13 protein-coding genes are annotated in these 22,521 nt (G+C 52.0%); 1 reads left to right on the forward strand and 12 read right to left on the reverse strand.

Annotation, left to right across the window (positions count from 1 at the left end):
• Positions 1-22: 22 nt before the first annotated feature.
• Positions 23-1,489, reverse strand: coding sequence for an IMP dehydrogenase (guaB, locus tag ACJHYR_RS08075; RefSeq protein WP_001296289.1), 1,467 nt, complete (start codon positions 1,487-1,489; stop codon positions 23-25).
• A gap of 161 nt (positions 1,490-1,650) precedes the next feature.
• On the opposite strand from guaB, the gene xseA reads away from it, so the two are divergent.
• Positions 1,651-3,027, forward strand: coding sequence for an exodeoxyribonuclease VII large subunit (gene xseA, locus ACJHYR_RS08080; RefSeq protein WP_059328287.1), 1,377 nt, complete (start codon positions 1,651-1,653; stop codon positions 3,025-3,027).
• A 67-nt stretch (positions 3,028-3,094) separates the two neighbouring features.
• Here the strand turns inward: xseA and ACJHYR_RS08085 are convergent, their stop codons facing one another.
• The 11 genes from ACJHYR_RS08085 to ACJHYR_RS08135 form a co-directional block, all read right to left on the reverse strand.
• On the reverse strand, positions 3,095-10,285 hold the full coding sequence (locus ACJHYR_RS08085) for an adhesion domain-containing protein (protein WP_072837399.1): 7,191 nt from the start codon (positions 10,283-10,285) through the stop codon (positions 3,095-3,097).
• Between the two features lie 120 nt (positions 10,286-10,405).
• Positions 10,406-11,383 (reverse strand): SinI family autotransporter-associated protein, encoded by a 978-nt coding sequence (locus ACJHYR_RS08090; RefSeq protein WP_000806623.1) that lies wholly within the window; start codon positions 11,381-11,383, stop codon positions 10,406-10,408.
• A 62-nt stretch (positions 11,384-11,445) separates the two neighbouring features.
• A complete protein-coding gene (sinH, locus tag ACJHYR_RS08095) occupies positions 11,446-13,623 on the reverse strand; it encodes an intimin-like inverse autotransporter SinH (RefSeq protein ID WP_021564498.1) in 2,178 nt (725 codons plus the stop codon).
• A gap of 209 nt (positions 13,624-13,832) precedes the next feature.
• On the reverse strand, positions 13,833-14,048 hold the full coding sequence (locus tag ACJHYR_RS08100) for a zinc ribbon domain-containing protein (RefSeq protein ID WP_059328285.1): 216 nt from the start codon (positions 14,046-14,048) through the stop codon (positions 13,833-13,835).
• Between the two features lie 62 nt (positions 14,049-14,110).
• Positions 14,111-15,583, reverse strand: coding sequence for a ribosome biogenesis GTPase Der (der, locus tag ACJHYR_RS08105; RefSeq protein WP_001309661.1), 1,473 nt, complete (start codon positions 15,581-15,583; stop codon positions 14,111-14,113).
• 117 nt (positions 15,584-15,700) lie between these two features.
• Positions 15,701-16,879: an outer membrane protein assembly factor BamB gene (gene bamB / locus ACJHYR_RS08110; RefSeq protein ID WP_001177048.1), complete on the reverse strand. Its 1,179-nt coding sequence runs from the start codon at positions 16,877-16,879 to the stop codon at positions 15,701-15,703.
• Between the two features lie 10 nt (positions 16,880-16,889).
• Positions 16,890-17,510, reverse strand: a complete 621-nt coding sequence (gene yfgM / locus ACJHYR_RS08115) for an ancillary SecYEG translocon subunit YfgM (RefSeq protein WP_000409205.1) — start codon at positions 17,508-17,510, stop codon at positions 16,890-16,892.
• Between the two features lie 17 nt (positions 17,511-17,527).
• Complete coding sequence (hisS, locus tag ACJHYR_RS08120; RefSeq protein WP_001107167.1) at positions 17,528-18,802, reverse strand: histidine--tRNA ligase; 1,275 nt, start codon at positions 18,800-18,802, stop codon at positions 17,528-17,530.
• A gap of 110 nt (positions 18,803-18,912) precedes the next feature.
• Positions 18,913-20,031, reverse strand: coding sequence for a flavodoxin-dependent (E)-4-hydroxy-3-methylbut-2-enyl-diphosphate synthase (gene ispG, locus ACJHYR_RS08125; RefSeq protein ID WP_000551818.1), 1,119 nt, complete (start codon positions 20,029-20,031; stop codon positions 18,913-18,915).
• Positions 20,032-20,057: 26 nt separating this feature from the next.
• Positions 20,058-21,071, reverse strand: coding sequence for a cytoskeleton protein RodZ (gene rodZ / locus ACJHYR_RS08130; protein ID WP_001090848.1), 1,014 nt, complete (start codon positions 21,069-21,071; stop codon positions 20,058-20,060).
• Between the two features lie 284 nt (positions 21,072-21,355).
• Positions 21,356-22,510, reverse strand: a complete 1,155-nt coding sequence (locus ACJHYR_RS08135; protein ID WP_000003317.1) for a bifunctional tRNA (adenosine(37)-C2)-methyltransferase TrmG/ribosomal RNA large subunit methyltransferase RlmN — start codon at positions 22,508-22,510, stop codon at positions 21,356-21,358.
• Between the last annotated feature and the right edge of the window lie 11 nt (positions 22,511-22,521).

Here is a 22,521-nt window from a genome sequence, read left to right on the forward strand (position 1 = left end):
ACATGAAGTCGGGCGAAGAGAATCAGGAGCCCAGACGGTAGTTCGGGGACTCTTTAGTAATGGTCACGTCGTGAACGTGGCTTTCCTGAATGCCCGCACCGCTGATACGTACAAACTCCGCTTTAGTACGCAGTTCGTCGATAGTACCACAGCCGGTCAGGCCCATACAGGAGCGCAGGCCGCCCATCTGCTGGTGAATGATCTCTTTCAGGCGACCTTTATAGGCCACGCGACCTTCGATACCTTCCGGCACCAGTTTGTCGGCAGCGTTGTCGCTCTGGAAGTAACGGTCAGAAGAACCTTTGGACATCGCACCCAGAGAGCCCATCCCACGGTAAGATTTGTAAGAACGGCCCTGGTAGAGTTCGATTTCACCCGGAGATTCTTCAGTACCCGCCAGCATGGAACCCACCATTACCGCGCTTGCACCTGCGGCGATAGCTTTGGCGATGTCGCCGGAGAAGCGAATACCACCATCTGCGATAACCGGAATACCGGTGCCTTCCAGGGCTTCAACTGCGTCAGCAACGGCAGTGATCTGCGGAACACCTACGCCAGTAACGATACGAGTCGTACAGATAGAACCAGGGCCGATACCGACTTTAACCGCGCTGCAACCAGCTTCTGCCAGAGCGCGTGCACCTGCAGCTGTTGCCACGTTGCCGCCGATGATTTGCAGATCCGGATATTTAGCACGAGTTTCACGGATACGCTGCAAAACGCCTTCTGAGTGACCGTGGGAGGAGTCGATCAGCAGAACGTCAACGCCAGCGGCAACCAGCGCGTCAACACGCTCTTCGTTACCCGCACCTGCGCCAACTGCAGCACCAACACGCAGACGGCCTTGCTCGTCTTTACAGGCGTTCGGTTTACGTTCCGCTTTCTGGAAGTCTTTCACGGTGATCATGCCGATCAGGTGGAATTCGTCATCAACCACCAGCGCTTTTTCAACGCGTTTTTCGTGCATTTTTGCCAGCACAACTTCACGGGCTTCACCTTCACGCACGGTGACCAGACGTTCTTTCGGCGTCATGTAAACGCTAACCGGCTGGCTCAGGTCGGTAACAAAACGTACGTCACGACCGGTGATAATACCCACCAGTTCGTTTTCTTCGGTAACGACCGGGTAGCCCGCAAAGCCGTTACGCTCGGTCAGTTCTTTCACTTCGCGCAGCGTCGTGGTTGGCAGAACAGTCTGCGGGTCAGTCACCACGCCAGATTCGTGTTTTTTCACACGGCGAACTTCTTCCGCCTGGCGTTCAATGGACATATTTTTGTGGATAAAGCCGATACCGCCTTCCTGAGCCAGAGCAATAGCCAGGCGCGCTTCCGTTACGGTATCCATTGCTGCGGAAAGCATAGGGATATTCAGACGAATAGTTTTCGTCAGCTGGGTGCTGAGGTCAGCAGTATTCGGCAGAACGGTAGAATGAGCAGGAACGAGGAGAACGTCGTCAAACGTCAGAGCTTCTTTAGCGATACGTAGCATGGGCAATATCTCGACCAGAGTGGTTAATAAATATTGCCGCGGCATTATACAGAGCGTAACCGATTGCATCTACCCCTTTTTGCAAAAAATGCTTGCTATCCCCGGAGGGCGGGTTACTATCGACTGAATAACCTGCTGATTTAGAATTTGATCTCGCTCACATGTTACCTTCTCAATCCCCTGCAATTTTTACCGTTAGTCGCCTGAATCAAACGGTTCGTCTGCTGCTTGAGCATGAGATGGGACAGGTTTGGATCAGCGGCGAAATCTCTAATTTCACACAACCGGCTTCCGGTCACTGGTACTTTACACTCAAAGACGATACCGCCCAGGTGCGCTGCGCGATGTTCCGCAACAGCAATCGACGGGTCACCTTCCGCCCACAGCATGGGCAACAGGTTTTAGTCCGCGCCAATATTACGCTCTACGAGCCGCGCGGTGACTACCAGATTATCGTCGAAAGTATGCAGCCTGCCGGTGAAGGGTTGCTGCAACAAAAATACGAACAGCTTAAAGCGAAATTGCAGGCAGAAGGTCTGTTCGATCAGCAATACAAAAAACCACTTCCCTCCCCTGCGCATTGCGTCGGTGTGATCACCTCAAAAACCGGTGCTGCGCTACATGATATTTTGCATGTGTTAAAACGTCGCGATCCTTCTCTGCCGGTGATCATCTACCCCACCGCCGTTCAGGGCGATGACGCGCCAGGGCAAATTGTTCGCGCCATTGAGCTGGCGAATCAGCGAAACGAGTGCGACGTGTTAATCGTCGGGCGCGGCGGCGGTTCGCTGGAAGATTTGTGGAGTTTTAACGACGAACGCGTAGCGCGGGCGATTTTTGCCAGCCGCATTCCGGTAGTGAGTGCCGTCGGGCATGAAACCGATGTGACGATTGCCGATTTTGTCGCTGATTTGCGTGCGCCAACGCCCTCGGCTGCCGCTGAAGTAGTGAGCCGAAATCAGCAAGAGTTACTGCGCCAGGTGCAATCGGCCCGTCAACGGCTGGAGATGGCGATGGATTATTATCTCGCCAACCGCACGCGTCGTTTTACGCAGATCCATCATCGCTTACAGCAGCAGCATCCACAGCTCCGGCTGGCACGCCAGCAAACCATGCTTGAGCGCCTGCAAAAGCGGATGAGCTTTGCGCTGGAAAATCAGCTTAAGCGTGCCGGGCAACAGCAGCAGCGATTAACACAGAGGCTAAACCAGCAAAATCCGCAGCCGCGTATTCACCGCGCACAGACGCGAATTCAACAACTGGAATATCGTCTGGCGGAAACGTTGCGCGCGCAACTGAGTGCAACGCGAGAACGGTTTGGTAACGCGGTAACACACCTCGAAGCGGTTAGCCCGCTGTCAACGCTGGCACGCGGTTATAGCGTCACCAGCGCCGCCGATGGCGCAGTGTTGAAGCATGTGAAGCAGGTGAAAGCGGGTGATACGTTGACCACACGACTTGGTGATGGTGTGGTGATTAGTGAAGTTAGCGCCGTAACAAAAACCCGCAAACCACGTAAAAAAACGGCTAATCCGTAGGCCGATGTGATGCGCCAGCATCGCATCCGGCATCGGCTCCCAGGCCACGCCAGATGCGCCATGCTGGTTACTGGAAGCAGGTCACCAGACCCGGTTTATTCATTAGCGTGATACTACAATCCTGTGCTCCAGTGCCTTCGTCCATTCCACACTGTTGAGAGGACAAATAAGGAAAACTTGGTGAAGACGGCCATCCCAGTGAATTAAAAACAGTGTGCAACAACTCTAATTCATTGTATGTCGGTGCATTTTCTATGCTGCCACACTGCCTTGCAATATCCCATTTACTGGCATCAATGATATGTGCAGAAGCCCAGTTTTCGTAGTTAATAATCGGTGAGGATACGGGATTAGCCCCGGACGGCAATTCTGTCGTTAACAACGGTCGATGTAGCGATTTACCATTCACCACTACAGTGTCTGCCATATGTCCCCAAAAGTGCGCCGAGGAAACATTCGGGCTGGTTGGTACCGTAAAAATAGCGTCCAGCGTGTCTGTCGCGGAAGCGTAATTAGCCAGAGTAACCGTCAGTGGCGTTTTATAACCAGGGGTATTATCCTGGCGGAGCGTAAAACTTGCCGTCCCATCCGCGCCTGTCATGCCACTAATGGTATTACCGCTTTCACTCAGCGTAACAGCCGAACCAGATAACGGCTGAACGATGAGATCGTCCATCGCCACCACATCACCATACAACGTCGCCCCAGTGTTACGCGGCGATGCATCGCCACGTTTCAAAGTAAATTCCACATTCGGTACCGTATTCCCGGCGCTGTCTTTCACCGTCACGGTAACGGGCATGGCTTCGCCTTTTTTCACTTTCGCCGCCTGAATAGCTGCGTCAAACGCTGTTGAGGTCAGTGTGACGCTGGAAACCGTTGCGCGCGCAGACACCAGACACGCCTGATAAGCGGCATTACCATTCAATGTCGTTGTGCCATCTTTCATATTGAGCGACTGATTTTTACCATCTGTCGACTGATCCTGCGCCCACCAGTAATAATAAACTGACCAGCCAGTTTCCGTCGTAAGGGTGTTATTGGGATAACGTTGATACAGTGACTTCATATCGCTGAGCAACGGTTGCCGGGCTTCCTCACAAGGGCTGAGGCTGGAATTTGCTTTAGTGGTTGACGAAAAATAGGGCCAGTCCTCATTATTGTTATTGGTTTTATTTACCCCGGAGGTCGATGGCAGCTCCTTCCACAATTTCGGTCGTTCAAAGACGGTTCCATTTGCCACTGTCACCGTTTCTGGCATATGACCCCAGTAGTCGGCATCCTGGGCGTCAGGGCTGGTGACCACGGTAAATATCAGGTCCAGGTTTGACGTGATCTGCGGATCTTGTGCAAGCGAGACCGTAAACGGCGTTGCCAGGCCGGTGGTGGCGTTTTGCGTAACATTGAACGTCACTGTGCCATCACTGCCGGTAAAACCAAGCCATTTTGCCGTATCCTGAGCAAAGGAAATACGGGCTGCTGTCGGTGTGACGACATCTACAATAAGATCATCTGCCGACGATGAGGGCCTAATTCCTGAACGACTTTTCGCCTGCGCCCGCTGAAGCGTCACGCCCTCACCACTCACCAGGTTGCCATTTTGGTCTTTTACTGTCACGACTAACGGGATTGTCTCGCCCTTTTTCGCCGATGCCGAAGGTGTGCCGCCGTTACTGGCGGTTTTCGTCTCATCAAATGCTACTGAAGTCAGGGTAACGCTTGACGGCTTAGAGTGAGGCTGTGCCAGGCAGAGCATTAGAGCAACCGGAGAGAGTGCGGATGATGCTCGTCCCGTGCTTAGGTTAAAGACCTGGTAATACCAGGAGCTACCATTGGAGTTAAGTAATTCATAAATCCACCAGTTTCCTGACGCTATCGGCAACCCCAGATCTTTCGTTAACGCTCCGTTTGGGTGATCGTCATATAACCCCTGCAATTCGCTGAGGCGCGGTTGATATTCCAGCGAACAATCTGCCGTCGCTTTTTGAGTACTATATATATATGACCATGTCTCATTATTACCGTTTACCGAGCTCCCCGTAGTCGCTTCCGCTGCCAGTAATGGGCGCTTGAAGGTCACGCCTGCCGAACTGGTAAACGTTTCCGGCATATGGCCCCAGTATTTCGCTTTTGGCGAATCCGGGCTGGTTATCACCGTGAAAATGACATCCAGCGTGACGCTTTTCGAGGTATCGCGCATGAGTTCTGCGCTGAGCGGCGTTGACAGCCCATAACTGCTATTCTGGCTGACCTCAAACGTAGCTTTACCATCGCTCCCTGTCTTCAGGAGAGCCTGCGTCCCATCCCCATACAAGATTGACGTTACCCCAGTAGGTTCCACAGGTATGATGGTAAGATCATCTGCAGAGGCATCGTACGCAGCTTTAGCGCGGTTCAGCGCAGTCCCTCGTTTAAGGTTAAAGCTGGCACCTGGCAGTGGATTGCCTGCGCTATCTCGCACCGTAACCGTCATCGGGATAACCTCTCCCTTCTTCGCTGTTGCGCTGGGCCTGCCATCATTGCTGGCCGTTTTCGTTGCATCCTCCGCCGTTGAGGTCATTTCAATAGAAGCCGCCTCTGGATGAGGGTTTACCAGGCACAGCATTAATGCCGAGGTGGTTGAAGACGCTCTTCCACTTGATCCATTTAACAGATAAATATATTGATCGTACCAGTTACCCGCATATGCCACCATGTCGTAAGCCCACCAGTAGCTATTTACCGGAATACCCAGATCGGTCTTTATCGCACGACTTGGGTGTTCGTCGTACAATGCCTGTAGTTCGCTTAACAGTGGTTGATAATGTACATCGCACCCGCTTTTATCGATATCCCCCTTTGTTGCCGATCTCAACACGGCCCACTCTTCATTGTCTTCTATAAACGACTGGCCCGACGATCTTTCAGCAGAGAGTAAGGGGCGTTTGAAGGCAGTACCAGAACGCGTAGTGAACGTTTCCGCCATATGCCCCCAGTAACTTGCCAGGGGGGTATCCGGGCTGGTTATCACCGTAAAGACCACCGGAAGCATTGATTTTACGTTATTATCTGTATCCAGCATGGCGGTCAGTTCGGTTTTTAAACCCGTGGTATTGTCCTGTTTCAGTGCAAGTGTTGTCGTACCATCTGCGCCGGTAACACCATAAATCAGTGCTGTTATTGAGGAAAAATTACTCTGCGTGTTACCCCAGGCATCCGTCACGATGAGCGCGCCTGCTGTCACCGTTGTAGACGCATTTGCCCGATTGACGCTGAGGTTACGTTTAAGCGTAAACGCGGTATTTCCCACCGGGTTACCCTGCGAATCTTTAGTGGTCACGCGAACCACGACTTCTTCCCCTTTTTTCGCTTTGACAACATTATTCGTACTGTCAAATTTCGCGGGGTCCGCAGCCTCAAGAACGATTTGGCTTGCCTTAACGATCGGCGTCATCTGGCAGGTAAGCAGTTCTTTTGTGGCAGATGGAATTATCGAACTGGTGCCTGAACTGAGATTGACGGCCTTGAAGTCACGCTGTTCCAGGCTACTGCTGCCTGTCGTGCTGGAAAGGTAACTTGAGGCGACGGGCCAGCCCTGAACCGTTTTCATCGCATTGCCGCGGTTGGCTTCATACAATGACTCCAGCCCGGCCTGGGAGGGAACATATTCACTACCACAACCATTAGAGGATGTGCTTGTCGCCTGAGTTTGGGTAAATTGCGCCCAGTCCTCATTATCTTCTGCAATCGCTGTTCGACCCGACGTACTGGATAACTCTTTCAACAATAATGGGCGTTTAAAGACCGTTCCATCCACAGCCGTCACCGTTTCAGGCATATGCCCCCACATTTTCGCCTTATCGCTGTCCGGGCTGGTGACAACGGTAAAAATGGTATCGAGGGTCGCTTTTTTCGTTGTGTCTGAATAGAGCGCGGCGGTCAGCGACGTTTTTGTGCCATGGGTATCCGGGCGGGTAATAGTGAGAATTTTAGTGCCATCGCTGCCGGTCATCGCGCTGTATGCTGCGGCGGTATCATTGAGCGAAGTTTCATCCGCCAGGCCACTATTGATCACAACCGGCGCAACCAGCGCATCACCGCTACCGGCAATGTGTTTTTCGTTTGATCGGGTATAACCATCGCCACGCTTCAGCGTAAAAGGCATATCACCCAATGGATTGCCCTGAGCATCTTTTACCGTCACCTTCACCTGTAGCGTTTCGCCTTTTTTCAGCTTCGCCGCATTTGCTGCCGCGTTCCACTGCGCCGGGTCCACCACTTCCAGCGTAATGCTGCTGGCAGGATTGTTAGCCGTCGTCAGGCAACTGACATAAACCGCCGTGCTACCGCCAATGGTCCGCGCGCCATCGTTGAGGGCTATGGTGTAGTAATGCGGCACCTGATCCGCGGGCGAACTGCTCCAGTAGGGCTGACGCTGCGTTGGCCAACCGTGTACCGTTTGAACGGCGTTACCGCTGTTAGCATCATAGAGCGCGTTAAGCTGGGAACGGCGTGGGAGCATATTGGCACCACAGCCACCTTTACTGGTGCTGGAAGTGTTGGCCTGGCTAACGCGCGACCACACTTCGTTATTTTCCGTTAATGTGCCGTCCGGGCTGGACACTTCCGCAGCCAGCCGGGGTCGGGCAAAGGTTAATGCATCGACGGTAATCGTCTCATCCATATGACCCCACATCTGCGCGCCAACCGCATCCGGACTGGTGAGCGTAGTGAAAATCACATTGTAATTAACAGTATTGGGAATATAGGAGTTTACAGGCGCAATATTCAGCGGCGTCGCTAAGCCCACACCTTGCGGTTGCTTAATTTCCACAGTAGCAAAACCCTGCGCATCCGTAGTACCTGCATAGACTAAAGACGGTTGCGATGTTCCGTAGAGCGTGCCATTCATCTCGATTGCGCCGCGGGTTGGATCATCGAAACCCGTGGACTGCCCCTGACGATTTTTCCCCATATCTTTAGTGATGGTGAACGCGGTATACGGCACGGGCGCATTACTCAAGGCATTAAAGGTGCGTACCGTCATGGTAATCGTTTCACCCACTTTAGCCTGCGCTCTGCTGCTTGTGGAAACATCATGATCGGTGGTCGCAGCAATCTGGGCGACCATCTCATTGCCCGAACAAGAAAGGTAGTTTTGCTTAAAGCCGGAATAGGTGTCGATGTTGCCCGTGGCCAGGTTCACCGACGCGTGCGACGTCTCTTCCACCGCACTAAGATACGCTTTTTGCAACGTTGGCCAGCCATATTCGGTGCCGATGACATTGGCTGGATGTGCGGCAAACAAACTGTGCAATGAGCTTTGGCTCGGAATATGACCTAAACCACACTCAGCCTGCATACTGCTATTCTGATCAAACAGCGCCCAGTCTTCGTTATTTTCCCGCACTGCTCCCAGTTCGTTGTCGGTTTCATCCGCCAGCCGTGGGCGTTTAAAGATATTATTCGCTTCAATAATGCCTAACATATGTCCCCACATCCGCGCTTTGTCGGAATCAGGGCTGGTGATCACCGTAAAAATAACGTCTTTCTCATCCGAGGCGGTAAAATCACTGCGCATTTTCGCGGTGATGTGTGTTTTCACCCCCACGCCGCCTGGCTGGGTCAGCGTCAGAGAGGCCTCTCCGTTAGCATCAGTGATCCCTTCATAGGTATGGGCGTCAACTTTGCGAACGTTACTGCCACCATCAATTTGTACCGGGTGCGTCTCCCACGCAGCGTCAGTTTGATTCTTACGGTTAACACCGTCATCCAGATGCAGCGAAAAGTAGTAGTAAGCCAGCGGCTGATCGTTGTTCTTGCTATCGGTAATCGTCAGGCGTAAAGAAGCCTCTTCCCCCACCTTTACTTTCATCGCTTTTATCGTCGAATCATAACTGCCCGGCGTCAGTACCAGCTTCGGTTCAACATCGGGCGCTTCTTTATCGACACAGCTCACAATAAACGTCGTATCGTCCGGTTTTTGCGCTTCGCTGCGGTTCGAAACATCCGCCGCATGGTGCTGGCCGCTCATCCCCGCCAGTGATGACCAGTAGAAATTACCCTGCATCGGCCAACCAGCCACATCCTGCACTGACGTTGGCACCACCGTCGCCAGCGCACCGAAATGACGCATTCCGGGCAAAATGTCGCAATGTTTATCCGCGCCGCTCCAGGTAAAGGTGGACCAGGTTTCATTGTGATCGTTAACCGTACCGTCTTCATTATCGACTTCCGCCGCCAGTTTTGGTCGACTAAAAGTGTAATCACGGGCCTTCAGCGTATCGGGCATATGACCCCACATTGTAGCCTGCGGGACATCCGGGCTGGTGAGGACGGTAAAGATCACTGCCGTTTCACTGGCCTGAGCAATACCCGCGAGGCTCGCGACCAACGGCGTTTTTACACCAGGGCCGTTGGCCTGGGTGACCGTAACCGTGGCAACACCATTCGCATCAGTAGTACCACGATATTCCGTCGCGGTGGTGGTTAATTCGGTCGTGCCCAGTTTTACCGGCGCAGTATTGTTCACCACACCCTGGCGGTTTTCAGCATCTTTGCGTTTGATAACAAAAGGAATATTCCCCACAACATTACCGACGCAATCTTTGGTGGTGACCGTTAACGTGATACTGCCGCCAACCGTCGTTTTCGCCGCACCGGAGGATTCGTCATAGCCCGCGGCGCTGACGGAAATAAGGTCACCCTGCGCGGGCGCAATCTTCAGCGTCACTTTCTGATCGGCGAGGGTCAGAACACTTTCATAGGGATAGCCCGTCGAGGTAAGTAGATATAACAGCGGCATGGTCTGCTGGGGGTCTGGCTGCGCCCAGGCGATCAGCGAACGCCCGGCAAGGCCCTGTGCGCAAAATGAGCGATCTGCGACTGGCTGTGGGTCCAGTAAGGTGTCCGGCGTCGCGGCATCCGCCCAAACTAAAGATACTGTCGGTGGCGTTTGGTTTTCCCAACGTGGTGTGGCAATGATATCGCCTTCTCTGTCTTGCGGGTTGGTGACGAGCAATTTAGAGACGCTAACATCCGCGCTGAATTCACTCGGTTTAGCGGTAAACGCTACCTCATTCGTCTTTGCAGGATCCAGAAAGACACTGCCCTGGTAGACGGGTATGCTGGCACTGTCGGCGGTGGGCACGGTACCGTTAAATTCGCCGACCGTATCTGAAGAGTCTTGCCATGCAGATTCTGCCCATGACCACCCAGGCAGCATTGCGCTTATCAGCAATGCGCATAACACAAGGATTTTATTCAGGGTCAGGGACATGACAGAAACTCCACCGGTTGTTAAACGGACGCTTGTCGCATCAACATATTTTGCTTAATCCGGGATTAAGCAAAATATGCGGAAACAGCATTCCCTTGCGGGAATGCTGCTGAGTACGCGTTATTTGTGTTTGTAAATAATGTGAAGTTTGTAACCCTGTACCCCGTCGCCGTTTGTCGGAATGGTAAGAGCCTCTTTACCATCGCGCGCAGGACCGTTAAGGTTGGTTCTGGCCTCGTCGTTGGTCGCAGGGATGGCCAGATTGTTATTATCGAAGCTTGAGTTAACGATACCACCCGAAGTGCCGAGCTGCTGGCTGCTGCCAGAAAGTACCCAACGGAAGTCATAATTGGCGGTAACGTCAGCATCGGTACCCGCATCAAACTTGCCGTTTTTGTTCTCATCCGAGTACAGTTTGGCCACGTAGGTTTTGCCAAGTTCGATTGGCGTGCTGCCGTTGATAAGGTTGATACTGGTACCATCAACAAAGATGGCGACTTTCAGGTTCTGGTTAACCACCGGCCCTGGCGCAACGTTATCGCTGTCGCTTCCGCCGCCGTCGGCAGTAGAAACGTCATAAAGATGCAGCGCAGTCCCGACGTTTGGCGTACCGGTCTGCGTGGTTGGCGTAATTTCAATACCGATATAACGACCACGGTCGTCATCGGTAAGAGTGTAACTGGTCACCTTCGTTGCCAGCTCTTTTGGATCGTTACCCTGAGCGTCCTTGTAGCTCATCCAGCGGATAGTATCGATAGTTTTCGCGTTATCGCCCAATACCCCAAGATCCACGTCGCCTTCGGTATCACCAATTTCCCAACTTACGGTTAATTTATCACCCGAGTAAAGACGCTTGTCCGTTTCACTGCCTGTCGGGCGAGCGCCTTTTAGATCAGAAGTCAACGTTACATGGTCGGCATCTGTCGTAGCGCTTCCCCCTTCCGAATAGAGCCACGGAATGGTTCCCTGGAAAATATTGGTTTCGCCGCTGTCGACCCAGGCGCTTTCTTCCGCCAGCGCCACAGGTGCCACACAATAACCTGCCAGTGCCAGCGCCAATGCGATCCGGGTCAGACCGCGTCTTTTATCCTGCTTCATTGATGCTCTCCTTAATGAACCTTCAGCGACTGGCCGACTGGCCGACTGGCCTTACGCCAATCTTATTTTTTGGTATACAGCACGCGTAAACCGTATCCCTGCAAGCCATCTCCCGCTTGTGCGCCATAGGTTTGCGCTGCTTCGCGGTTAGTGGCCGGAATCACAATGTCCTCATTGGAAGTGTTCGCCTGTGCACCCACTTCACCATTGATGCTCTTGCCGGTAAATTCCCACTTGTAGTCGTACTGCGCCATCTCTTCGTCAGTCAGTTTTTCGACCTGCTGGAAGACACCGTCTTTATTGCTGTCACGCCACAAAACAAATCGATAAGTGTTGTTGAGCGGCAGCGGTTCTTTATCTTTACCTATCAGGTTGCTGGGTTTAGCTGCCCCCACACGATAGATAAATGCATTTAGCCCACCAATTTCTGCCCCGAGGAAAGTGACATCCACATAGTTACTGTCGTCGTAGGGCGCAGCTTTTGCTTTCCAGCGATAGGTGCCGGGTAAGGTACTGGAGAGGGTGACAGTGCCCTTTTCTTTATCTTGTTTAGCGATAAAAACGCAGGGGTTGTCGGTCGAGCAAGGCTTGTTGGTTAACGTCACTCGTTTGTCCTGCGCGTCGTAAAGCTGCGGCGTGAGGTTATCTTCCGGCAGCGCATCGCCATTGCGGTCGGTGTTATCGCCAAAGCTGTCGGTTACATCGAGATCCATCACCACACCATCAACGCCATCTGCCTGAGCGCTGGCTTCGTGGCTGTGGTTGTTCTCTTCCGGCACGTTCGCGATGTTATTAACAATCAACTCTATTTTACGGTCCTGCTGAACGGTGATTTCCACCACGCCAGAGTTCTGTCGGTTGCCCTTTTCATCTTCCAGTGCCAGACGTACTCGCCAGGTATTGAGTTTTTCTTGTTCGGCTTTGTCAGAGCTGTACTGCCAGGCGGGCAGCACCAGGTTCCAGTGGTTATTGTTACCCTCTGTCAGGGTATTCTCTTTGATAACCGGCATAACCAACGTGCGGGCAGCATTGTTTTTCGCCTGCCATGACGCAGCGACAATTTTGTAGTGGTGGTTGATAAGCGCGTTAATGGTCCACTTACATTTTTCCAGCCCGACGGCCGCTTCGGGAGTGTCCTTAATGACGCACTCAGGGTGCTCGTTGGTGGCATCCGCTTTTAACCACAGGGTGACATCAAGCGGATCTTTTTCTTTGTATTCCAGAACAATAAAGTTATTACGCTCAACAAAATCATGACGACTGCCCATCAACGAGTGAGCCGCTTTCACTTTATCGCTATCCAATTGATCTTTTAGCGGAACGCCGAACTGATAATTAAGAGTGGCATTAATGCTGACATCGCTGTTATCTCCGGTCCCCGCTTTATAGTCCGCCCCAACGGTTAGTAATGGCACCGGTTGATAATTCAGTCCAAGTGTTACCGCGTAGGGATCTTTCTCCAAATTATCCGTACCAAAAAGGGCGACTTCATCGCCGTAATATTGCTCGAAGACAACTTTGCCCCCCAGTTGCGGATAAGAAGGTAACCAGGCTTCGGCACGAATATCCCAGCCGCGCGCAGGGCGTTCTTCATAAAAGTCGAAATCTTCAGAGTCTTTCCAGTCAGAAAGCGGATGATAATAGTTGCCAGAGAATTTTAAATAATCAGTCCACGCTTCGCCGCCTAAACCTAAACGGCGATGTCCTCGGGTAAAATCATAATCATAAAATATATTTCCGCCCAATAACCATTCATCAAAATTATGTCTTACCCCAAGACCAATATTCCCGATTGTACGATCTTCTTTTCGTTGCGCAGAAAATTGACTGAAATAAACAGTGGTTTGATTATCGTACCAGGGAACAAAATAATCGATGGAACTGCCATCCAGATCGCCGCCCTGGCCAATGGAGAGGTTCGAACGGACCTTACCGTAGGGAGAGAGAGTGTCTTCAATATAAGATTGTGCGGTTGAGATGATTTGACTTTGCAGATAGCTTCTGGCCTGAGATTCCAGCGCCTCAGGGGTCAAGTTTTCAAACCCTTGCGTGGCGGAGTTGATGACGTAATCGGCTCCGCGCTCTTTCAGCGATTTACCCTTGTTGGTTTGTTCATCCCGCTGTGCTGCCTGGCTACCTAAATCAGGTAACGATTCGTTTTGCTTAACATTTATCTCTGGTGCCGCGAAAGCAGCACCAGAGATAAATGTTAGAATAATACAGCGTTTCCATCGCAGCATGCACTTTCCCTGTGACAATGATACAGTCAAAAATAAGCTTTAATATTGTATCCCTGATTATTCAGAAAGGCATGTCATAAAGAATAAATATATTCTTAATTATTTAAATTAGTGATTTCACTCAATTACATTAGTTATTCCACTAATAACAGATTGTTTTACCATTCACATATTAAATATAAATGATAAAACAATATATTCACATGATATTAAGCAATAACAAATTCAACGCGTTTTTTAGATATTAAACCGTGCCCATGTTGGCAAAAATAGTCCACAGCACCACAAGCTTTTAACACTTGTAACGGCTGATGACACTCAGGGCAAAGTGCCTGGATGGTAAAGTCTTTGTCGCAAGTTGCACAGTGGGCAGTCTCGCCATTGCGTTCGAGAGGGGTTTTGCAGGTTGGACAGTTGAGTGCCATAAATACTCCTCGCGTGTTATTCGGTTTCCCTTTCCGTGTGGAAAGGGAAACCAGATAAGTGATTACTTACTTTTCTTGATATGCTTCATCAGGCGCTTACGCTTGCGCATCTGGGTTGGCGTCAGGGTATTACGCTTGTTCGCATACGGGTTTTCCCCTTCTTTGAACTGAATACGAATCGGCGATCCCATTACGTCCAGCGATTTGCGGAAGTAGTTCATCAAGTAACGCTTGTAGGAATCAGGCAGGTCTTTCACCTGGTTACCGTGAATCACCACAATCGGCGGGTTATAACCACCAGCGTGGGCATATTTCAGCTTCACACGACGACCGCGTACCAACGGCGGTTGGTGATCTTCAACAGCCATCGTCATGATGCGCGTCAGCATAGAGGTCCCCACACGACGGGTGGAGCTGTCATACGCTTCACGTACTGATTCAAACAGATTACCAACACCACTGCCGTGCAAGGCTGAGATAAAATGCACACGAGCAAAATCGATAAAGCCCAGACGAAAGTCCAGCGTTTCTTTCACCTGCTCTTTCACTTCCTGGCTCAGGCCATCCCACTTATTCACCACAATGACAAGTGAGCGCCCACTATTGAGAATAAAGCCCAGCAGGGAGAGATCCTGATCGGAAATACCTTCGCGCGCATCAATCACTAACATCACCACGTTGGCATCTTCAATGGCCTGCAACGTTTTGATTACCGAGAATTTCTCTACAGCATCGGTGATTTTGCCGCGTTTACGTACGCCAGCGGTGTCAATGAGCACATACTCACGTCCATCGCGTTCCATTGGAATGTAGATGCTGTCACGCGTCGTGCCAGGCATGTCGTAAACAACAACGCGCTCTTCACCAAGAATACGGTTCGTGAGTGTAGACTTACCTACGTTCGGACGACCCACAATCGCCAGTTTGATTGGCAGACTTTGCGGGTCGAAGTCATCTTCCTCTTCTTCTTCGCCGTTTTCTTCTGCTTCAAATTGCGCCCAGTATTCAGCGTCTTCGTCGACTTCTTCTTGCGGTGCGAGATCTTCCATCCACGGCAGCAGCACGTGCTCCAGCAGACTTAATACACCACGACCGTGAGACGCGGCGATCGGGTAGATTTCCCCTAAACCAAGCGAGTAGAAATCAACCACCGCCTGATCGGGATCCAGACCGTCAGTTTTGTTTGCCACCAGGAAGGTCGGTTTTTCACGGGAGCGCAGATGTTTGGCAATAGCTTCATCCGCAGGCATCAGGCCCGCGCGCGCATCCACCATAAACAGTACGACGTCCGCTTCTTCAATCGCCAGCAGCGATTGTTCCGCCATACGTGTCTCTACACCGTCTTCGGTGCCATCAATCCCGCCAGTATCAATACAAATAAACTCGCGGCCTTCAATTTCTGCACGACCGTACTTACGGTCACGAGTCAGACCCGGGAAATCCGCAACCAGCGCATCTCGGGTGCGAGTTAGACGGTTAAATAACGTGGATTTTCCTACGTTAGGGCGCCCGACAAGCGCGACCACAGGTACCATGTTTAAAGCCTCATTTTTATAAATCATCAGACAACGCACGCTATATTCGTGTCGTTGTTAAAAACAGGAAAACGGCCCCTGTCCAGGAGCCGTTTTCAAAGTGAACGACAGAGACGATTAACGTGTAATAGAGTACACGGTTCCGTCTTTTGCCTGGATCAGCAGTTTGCCGTCAGCGGCAACCGGTTCAGTCTGGAAACCGGAACTATCAACTTTTTGCTGGGCAACGAAACGACCATCTTCGACGTTAATCCAGTGCAGATAACCTTCGCTGTCACCTACCACCAGGTTGCCATTATACAGCACCGGAGAAGTCAGCAGGCGATGCAGCAGATCGCTTTGTGTCCACAGCGTAACGCCGCCATCAATGGTCAACGCCATCACCCGGTCATTTTGATCGACCAGATAGATGCGGTTGCCGTCGACGATGAAATCATTCACCGAACCCAGTTCGCGTTTCCACATAATCTGACCGCTGCGCAGATCAAGCGCCGTCAGGTTACCATTATAGGCCAGCGCGAAAACAACGCCGTTAACAACGACGGGAGTCGTGTCAACATCGCTCAGACGGTCAATTTCGGTTGAACCGGTCGCCTGGGAAATACGCTGCTGCCAAATCATCTGGCCCTGTTCCATCAGCACTGCGCTGACGCGACCATTATCGCCACCCACGACAGCCGCACCAAAAGCCGTTGCCGGCGCAGACTCGCCACGCAAAGAGAGCGAAGGCATATCGAGGTTAACTGTCCATTTGACAGCGCCGTCAGCTTCGTTCAGCGCTTGTAACTGACCGTTACTGGTGTGGATTAACACCAGACCGTCGCTGACCACCGGACGCGAAAGTGCTTCACCCGCGACTTTAGTTTGCCATGCCACAGTACCATCGCTGGTATTCAGCGCGTAAACCTGCGCCTTTTCGCTGCCAATGTAGACATGCCCCCCAGACACGGTCACACCGCCAGAAAGTAATGCAGGCTCTTTAGAGAACCAGCCATCTTTCTCGGCCAGGCTGACAGACCAGATTTCTTTGCCATCATCCGCATTCAGCGCTTTTACTAAACCAGCGCGGTCCGCTGCATAGACAACGTTGTCCGCCAGTGCCGGATGAAGATTGGAATAGAAGTTGCCAATGCCGCTACCAACGGAAGTGCTCCACGCCGTGGTCGGCGTAAACTGGTTTTCAACGGTTGGCAATGGGGACATCTTTACCACATCTTCTTCGCTGTTAAACAGCGAACAGCCGCTTAAAAGGGTAACGGAAAGCAGTCCTGGCAGCAGTAATTTACGCAATTGCATCGGGTCCCTCTCAGATGGACAAATTATTAATTTTCATCTGCATCATTTCGCTCAGTGCCGGGGTAACATCGCTTTTCACGCCTGCTTCCCATGCACTACGCGCACCTTGCTTATCACCTTTGCTCAGCAATGCTTCACCACGCAGGTCGGCAACAATGGCAGCCCACCCTTCACCTTTGATGGTATCAAGGGTTTTCAACGCGGCATCAGCCTGCTTGAGCTGTACCTGAACGCGAGCAAGACGCAGATTTATCACGGCCTTGAGATTTTCATCGCTCGTGTCTGCCAGCCCCTGTTGTAACTGGGCGGCAGCTTTCTCTAGTTCATTTTTGTCAACAAATTGCTGCGCAAGTTCCAAAGAAGCCAGCGCACCATAAGTATTTTTATTTTCAGCAGCAAATTTTTCCGCCGCCGGGATGCTATCCGGTTTGCCTTCGCTCACTGCGGTAACCGCATTTTGATAGGCAAGAGAAGCGGAGCGTGCAGAATCAACCTGATGGCTGTTCCAGTAGCGCCAGCCAATTAGTGCGCCAACGCCCAAAATCACCCCAACAGCCAGTGCTTTGCCATTTTCAGCAAAAAAGCGTTTAACCGCTTCTACCTGGTCGTTTTCGTTCTCGTAAATTTCCACGCTGTCCTTCTCCTTCCTTAACCCAGTAACGTGCGCAAATGCGCGGCTACGCTATCCTGCGCAACTGCCGTTTGCTCACCAGAGCGCAAATCCTTCACTACTGCTGTGCCGTTAGCCACTTCAGACTCACCCAGCACCACAGCAACGCGGGCACCCCATTTATCAGCACGGGCAAACTGTTTCTTAAAGTTGCCGCCGCCGTGGTTGGTCATCAATTTCACGCCCGGTAATTCATCACGCAGACGCTCAGCTAATGCCATAGCCGCAGATTGTGTATCAGCACCTGAAGCCACCAGGTATATATCGACAACAGGATCGGCTTTAAATTCCGGATTAACGGCCTGTACTAACAATACAAGACGTTCGAGGCCCATCGCAAAACCGACAGCCGGTGTAGCACGACCACCCAGTTGTTCCACCAGACCGTCATAACGACCGCCTGCACACACGGTGCCCTGGGAACCGAGGCTGTTAGTCACCCACTCGAAAACGGTACGGTTATAGTAATCCAGGCCACGCACCAGACGCTGGTTGACGGTGTAAGCGATCCCCGCGCTCTCAAGCAGTTTGCACAGACCGGCAAAATGCTCACGAGATTCCTCGTCCAGATAATCGCCTAATGCCGGAGCGTCGTTGAGAAGCGCCTGCACTTCCGGATTTTTTGAATCCAGCACGCGCAGCGGGTTAGTGTACATGCGGCGTTTGCAGTCTTCGTCCAGCTTTTCTTTATGCTGCTCAAGGAATGCCACCAGCGCATCGCGGTAATTCGCACGAGCTTCCAGCGAACCGATAGAGTTCAGCTCAAGTGTTACGTGCTCGGAAATACCCAGCGCGCGCCACCAGCGGGCAGTGAGCATAATCAGTTCAGCGTCGATATCCGGACCTTGCAGACCGAAAACTTCGCAGCCCAACTGATGGAACTGACGATAACGTCCTTTCTGCGGACGCTCGTGACGGAACATCGGCCCGATATACCACAGACGCTGTTCCTGATTGTACAGAAGACCATGCTCGATGCCGGCGCGTACACAGCCCGCCGTCCCTTCAGGGCGCAGAGTCAGGCTGTCGCCATTGCGATCCTCAAAGGTGTACATCTCTTTTTCAACCACGTCGGTGACTTCACCAATCGCACGTTTGAATAGCGGGGTCTGCTCTACAATCGGCAAGCGGATTTCACTGTAACCGTAGCTGCCGAGCACGTTTTTCAGTGTGCCTTCAATGCGCTGCCAGATGGCCGTTTCGCCAGGCAGGTAATCGTTCATGCCGCGAATGGCTTGAATGTTTTTTGCCACGTTTATTCTCTTTCTGAATATAAAAATGAACCCTCAACGCTTCCCTCAATGTTTCGGGAGCCATGCGGGTTCAATCATACACGGGAAGCGAGGCGCTTCCCATCACGTTATTATTTTTCAACCTGCTGAACGTCAATTCGACGCGCTTCGTCCAGCTGACTGGCTTTCGCACGAATGCGTGCTTCCAGCTGGTCGATCATATCGTTGTTGTCCAGACGGTCTTTGCGCACGCCATCTTCATAGAGGCCGCTTTTCTTGTTGCCGCCGGTGACGCCGAGTGTAGAAACCAGCGCCTCACCTGGGCCATTCACCACGCAGCCGATAATCGAAACGTCCATTGGAGTGATGATATCTTCCAGGCGTTGCTCCAGCGCGTTAACCGTACCGATAACATCAAATTCCTGACGCGAACAGGTCGGGCAGGCGATGAAGTTGATCCCTCGCGAACGGATACGCAGCGATTTCAAAATATCGAAACCGACTTTGATCTCTTCAACCGGATCGGCCGCCAGCGATACGCGCAGCGTGTCGCCGATGCCTTCAGACAGCAGCAGACCTAAACCAATGGCGGATTTAACCGCCCCGCTGCGCGCACCACCCGCTTCGGTGATCCCCAGATGCAGCGGCTGATCGATCTGTTTTGCCAGCAAACGATAAGACTCAACAGCGAGGAAGACGTCTGACGCTTTCACGCTGACTTTGAACTGATCGAAGTTCAGGCGATCGAGATGATCAACATGACGCATGGCGGATTCCAGCAACGCCTGCGGCGTCGGTTCGCCATACTTTTCTTGCAGATCTTTTTCCAGCGATCCGGCGTTAACGCCAATACGGATCGGAATGTTTTTATCGCGCGCACAGTCAACCACCATGCGAATACGCTCTTCATTACCGATATTGCCAGGGTTAATACGCAGACAATCGACGCCGTATTCCGCTACTTTCAGCGCAATGCGATAGTCGAAGTGGATGTCAGCCACCAGCGGCACGTTAACCCGCTGTTTGATGAGTTTGAACGCTTCTGCCGCGTCCATCGTCGGTACGGAGACACGGACGATATCAGCGCCAACGCGTTCCAGCGCCTTGATTTGATTGACCGTTGCTTCGACGTCTGTCGTACGCGTATTGGTCATGGACTGTACGGCGATGGGAGCACCATCGCCAATCGGCACATTCCCAACGTAAATACGTGTTGATTTTCTACGTTGAATTGGAGCCTGGTTATGCATGAAAAATCTCCCGCGTTACCCGTCTGTTACTGCGCCGGTGATTGTTCGGCATTGAGGGTCAGACGCGCAACCTGGTTAGTTCTGATAAAACGACTCAGATCGACAGGTTTCCCTTGATACTGGATCTGTACTGCGGCTGGCGCACCAATTTTCAGTTTATACGGTGCCTGGCCGGTTAAATTCAAATTACCGTCTTTACGCTGCATCCCGCTAAACAGTTTTTTACCGGTAGCATCAGTGACCTCCAGCCAGCAATCGGCAGTAAAGTTCATCACCAGCGCATTCGGATCAGCCGCCGGCGTAGTCACGCCTGCCTGATCGGTTGGCAACGGCGCAGCACCATCTGGCGTTATTGTTGCCGTTGGTGCCGGGGTCGCAGCAGTATCAACATTTGCCTGTGAAGGCGAAACAACCGCATTCTGTTGCGGATCAACAGCTGGTGCTGGCGCAGTTACGGCAGGTGTTTGCGTGTTGGTTGCGGTAGTATCCACAGACGCTGGCGGCGTGGACGTTGTAGCCGGGTCTGTAGTTGTCGACGTATTTAACGGAACACTCTGCCCCTGCTCGCTATTACTGCTCAGTTCCGCCGAAGATTGATCGGCCATAGTGGTGATCTCTTCCTGCTGAGCTTTGTGGTCTTGCCACCACCAGGCACCGCTCAGGCCGATAACCACAAACAACACCAGCCAGGTGAAGGTCATCAGCCAGCCGTCGCGTTTTTTGCGGCGTTTACCGAGGGAAAAACTCTGCATCGGCGCAACTTTTGCAGCCCGTAGTGGAGCCTGCTTTTCCAGCCCTGGCAGCAGTTCTTCTTCTGGAATATGTACCAGACGCGCATAAGAGCGGATATATCCGCGCAGGAATGTTGAAGCAAGATCGGCGGGTGCCTTATCTTCTTCAATGTCGCGTACCGTGGAAACCTTCAGGCAAAGTCGCTCGGCAACGGCCTGCTGACTAAGTCCTAGTTGTTCGCGAGCATTACGCAGGCGAGCGCCGGTAGTAAGTGCTTCATTTTGGTCGTGCGTGGCTTCAGTATTCATTCGCTGCAGGTACGTTTAAATGAGAATTGAGATGCCGGTGAACCATCATGCTCACCCACACCGCGAAACATCCGTTAAGTTAACCGTTATCATACAGTATAAGACCGTCTGTGTGCTCGTGACAAAGCCCACATTCACTAAGGCTAACTTACTGTTGCATCGTTACATACTGCCTTAAAGTCAGCAAAAACGCACCGTTAATATTGACCAGACAATTGCAACTTAATACTTCATTCATAAAAGATTACGCCACGGTACATAAAGTAACCGTGGCGTAATGGCTATCAGACCGCTTTAATATCGATGGCTTCACCCTGCATCCGTTTACGCAGGGTACGTTTCGTACGGTCGATAACATCGCCCGCCAACTGACCACAGGCAGCATCGATATCATCACCACGAGTTTTACGCACAATAGTGGTGAAACCGTAGCTCATCAGCACTTTTGAGAAACGGTCGATACGGCTGTTCGAACTGCGTCCATACGGCGCGCCAGGGAACGGGTTCCACGGGATCAGGTTGATCTTACACGGCGTATCTTTCAGTAGCTCCGCCAGTTGGTGCGCGTGTTCAGTGCCGTCGTTAACGTGGTCAAGCATCACGTATTCAATAGTGACTCGGCCCTGATTGGCGTTGGATTTCTCCAGATAACGGCGCACCGCAGCAAGGAACGTTTCGATATTGTACTTTTTGTTGATCGGCACAATTTCGTCACGAATTTCGTCGTTCGGCGCGTGCAGGGAAATTGCCAGTGCAACGTCGATCATATCGCCCAGTTTATCCAGCGCCGGAACTACACCGGAAGTGGAAAGCGTCACGCGACGTTTAGACAGGCCAAAACCGAAATCATCAAGCATGATTTCCATCGCCGGAACGACATTGTTCAGGTTGAGCAGCGGCTCGCCCATGCCCATCATCACTACGTTAGTGATTGGGCGCTGACCGGTGACTTTTGCTGCGCCGACGATTTTCGCTGCACGCCACACCTGGCCGATAATTTCCGATACCCGCAGGTTGCGGTTAAAGCCCTGCTGGGCGGTGGAACAGAATTTACACTCCAGCGCACACCCCACCTGCGAAGAGACGCAGAGCGTGGCACGGTCGTCTTCCGGGATATACACCGTTTCGACGCGCTGATCGCCAACGGCAATTGCCCATTTAATGGTGCCGTCAGATGAACGCTGTTCTTCAACCACTTCCGGTGCGCGGATCTCCGCCACCTCTTTCAGTTTGCCGCGCAACACTTTGTTGATGTCGGTCATCTCATCAAAGTTGTCGCAGCAATAGTGATACATCCACTTCATCACCTGATCGGCGCGGAAGGGTTTTTCACCTAAATCTTTAAAAAACTCCCGCATCTGCTGACGGTTGAGATCCAGCAGGTTGATTTTTCCATCTTTCGTGGTGACGTTTTCAGGTGTGACTAATTGTTCAGACATATGCTATTCCG

It is taken from the genome of Escherichia sp. WS1450, from assembly GCF_046487395.1.
In the GTDB taxonomy this organism is placed as follows: domain Bacteria; phylum Pseudomonadota; class Gammaproteobacteria; order Enterobacterales; family Enterobacteriaceae; genus Escherichia; species Escherichia coli.

Bases quoted from the DNA above. Each gene is read 5' to 3' on its own strand.
- ACJHYR_RS08100 (WP_059328285.1), bottom strand. From the start codon at position 14,048: ATGGCACTCAACTGTCCAACCTGCAAAACCCCTCTCGAACGCAATGGC.
- sinH (WP_021564498.1), bottom strand. From the start codon at position 13,623: ATGCTGCGATGGAAACGCTGTATTATTCTAACATTTATCTCTGGTGCT.
- bamB (WP_001177048.1), bottom strand. From the start codon at position 16,879: ATGCAATTGCGTAAATTACTGCTGCCAGGACTGCTTTCCGTTACCCTT.
- der (WP_001309661.1), bottom strand. From the start codon at position 15,583: ATGGTACCTGTGGTCGCGCTTGTCGGGCGCCCTAACGTAGGAAAATCC.
- guaB (WP_001296289.1), bottom strand. From the start codon at position 1,489: ATGCTACGTATCGCTAAAGAAGCTCTGACGTTTGACGACGTTCTCCTC.
- ispG (WP_000551818.1), bottom strand. From the start codon at position 20,031: ATGCATAACCAGGCTCCAATTCAACGTAGAAAATCAACACGTATTTAC.
- ACJHYR_RS08135 (WP_000003317.1), bottom strand. From the start codon at position 22,510: ATGTCTGAACAATTAGTCACACCTGAAAACGTCACCACGAAAGATGGA.
- ACJHYR_RS08090 (WP_000806623.1), bottom strand. From the start codon at position 11,383: ATGAAGCAGGATAAAAGACGCGGTCTGACCCGGATCGCATTGGCGCTG.
- rodZ (WP_001090848.1), bottom strand. From the start codon at position 21,071: ATGAATACTGAAGCCACGCACGACCAAAATGAAGCACTTACTACCGGC.
- ACJHYR_RS08085 (WP_072837399.1), bottom strand. From the start codon at position 10,285: ATGTCCCTGACCCTGAATAAAATCCTTGTGTTATGCGCATTGCTGATA.
- xseA (WP_059328287.1), top strand. From the start codon at position 1,651: ATGTTACCTTCTCAATCCCCTGCAATTTTTACCGTTAGTCGCCTGAAT.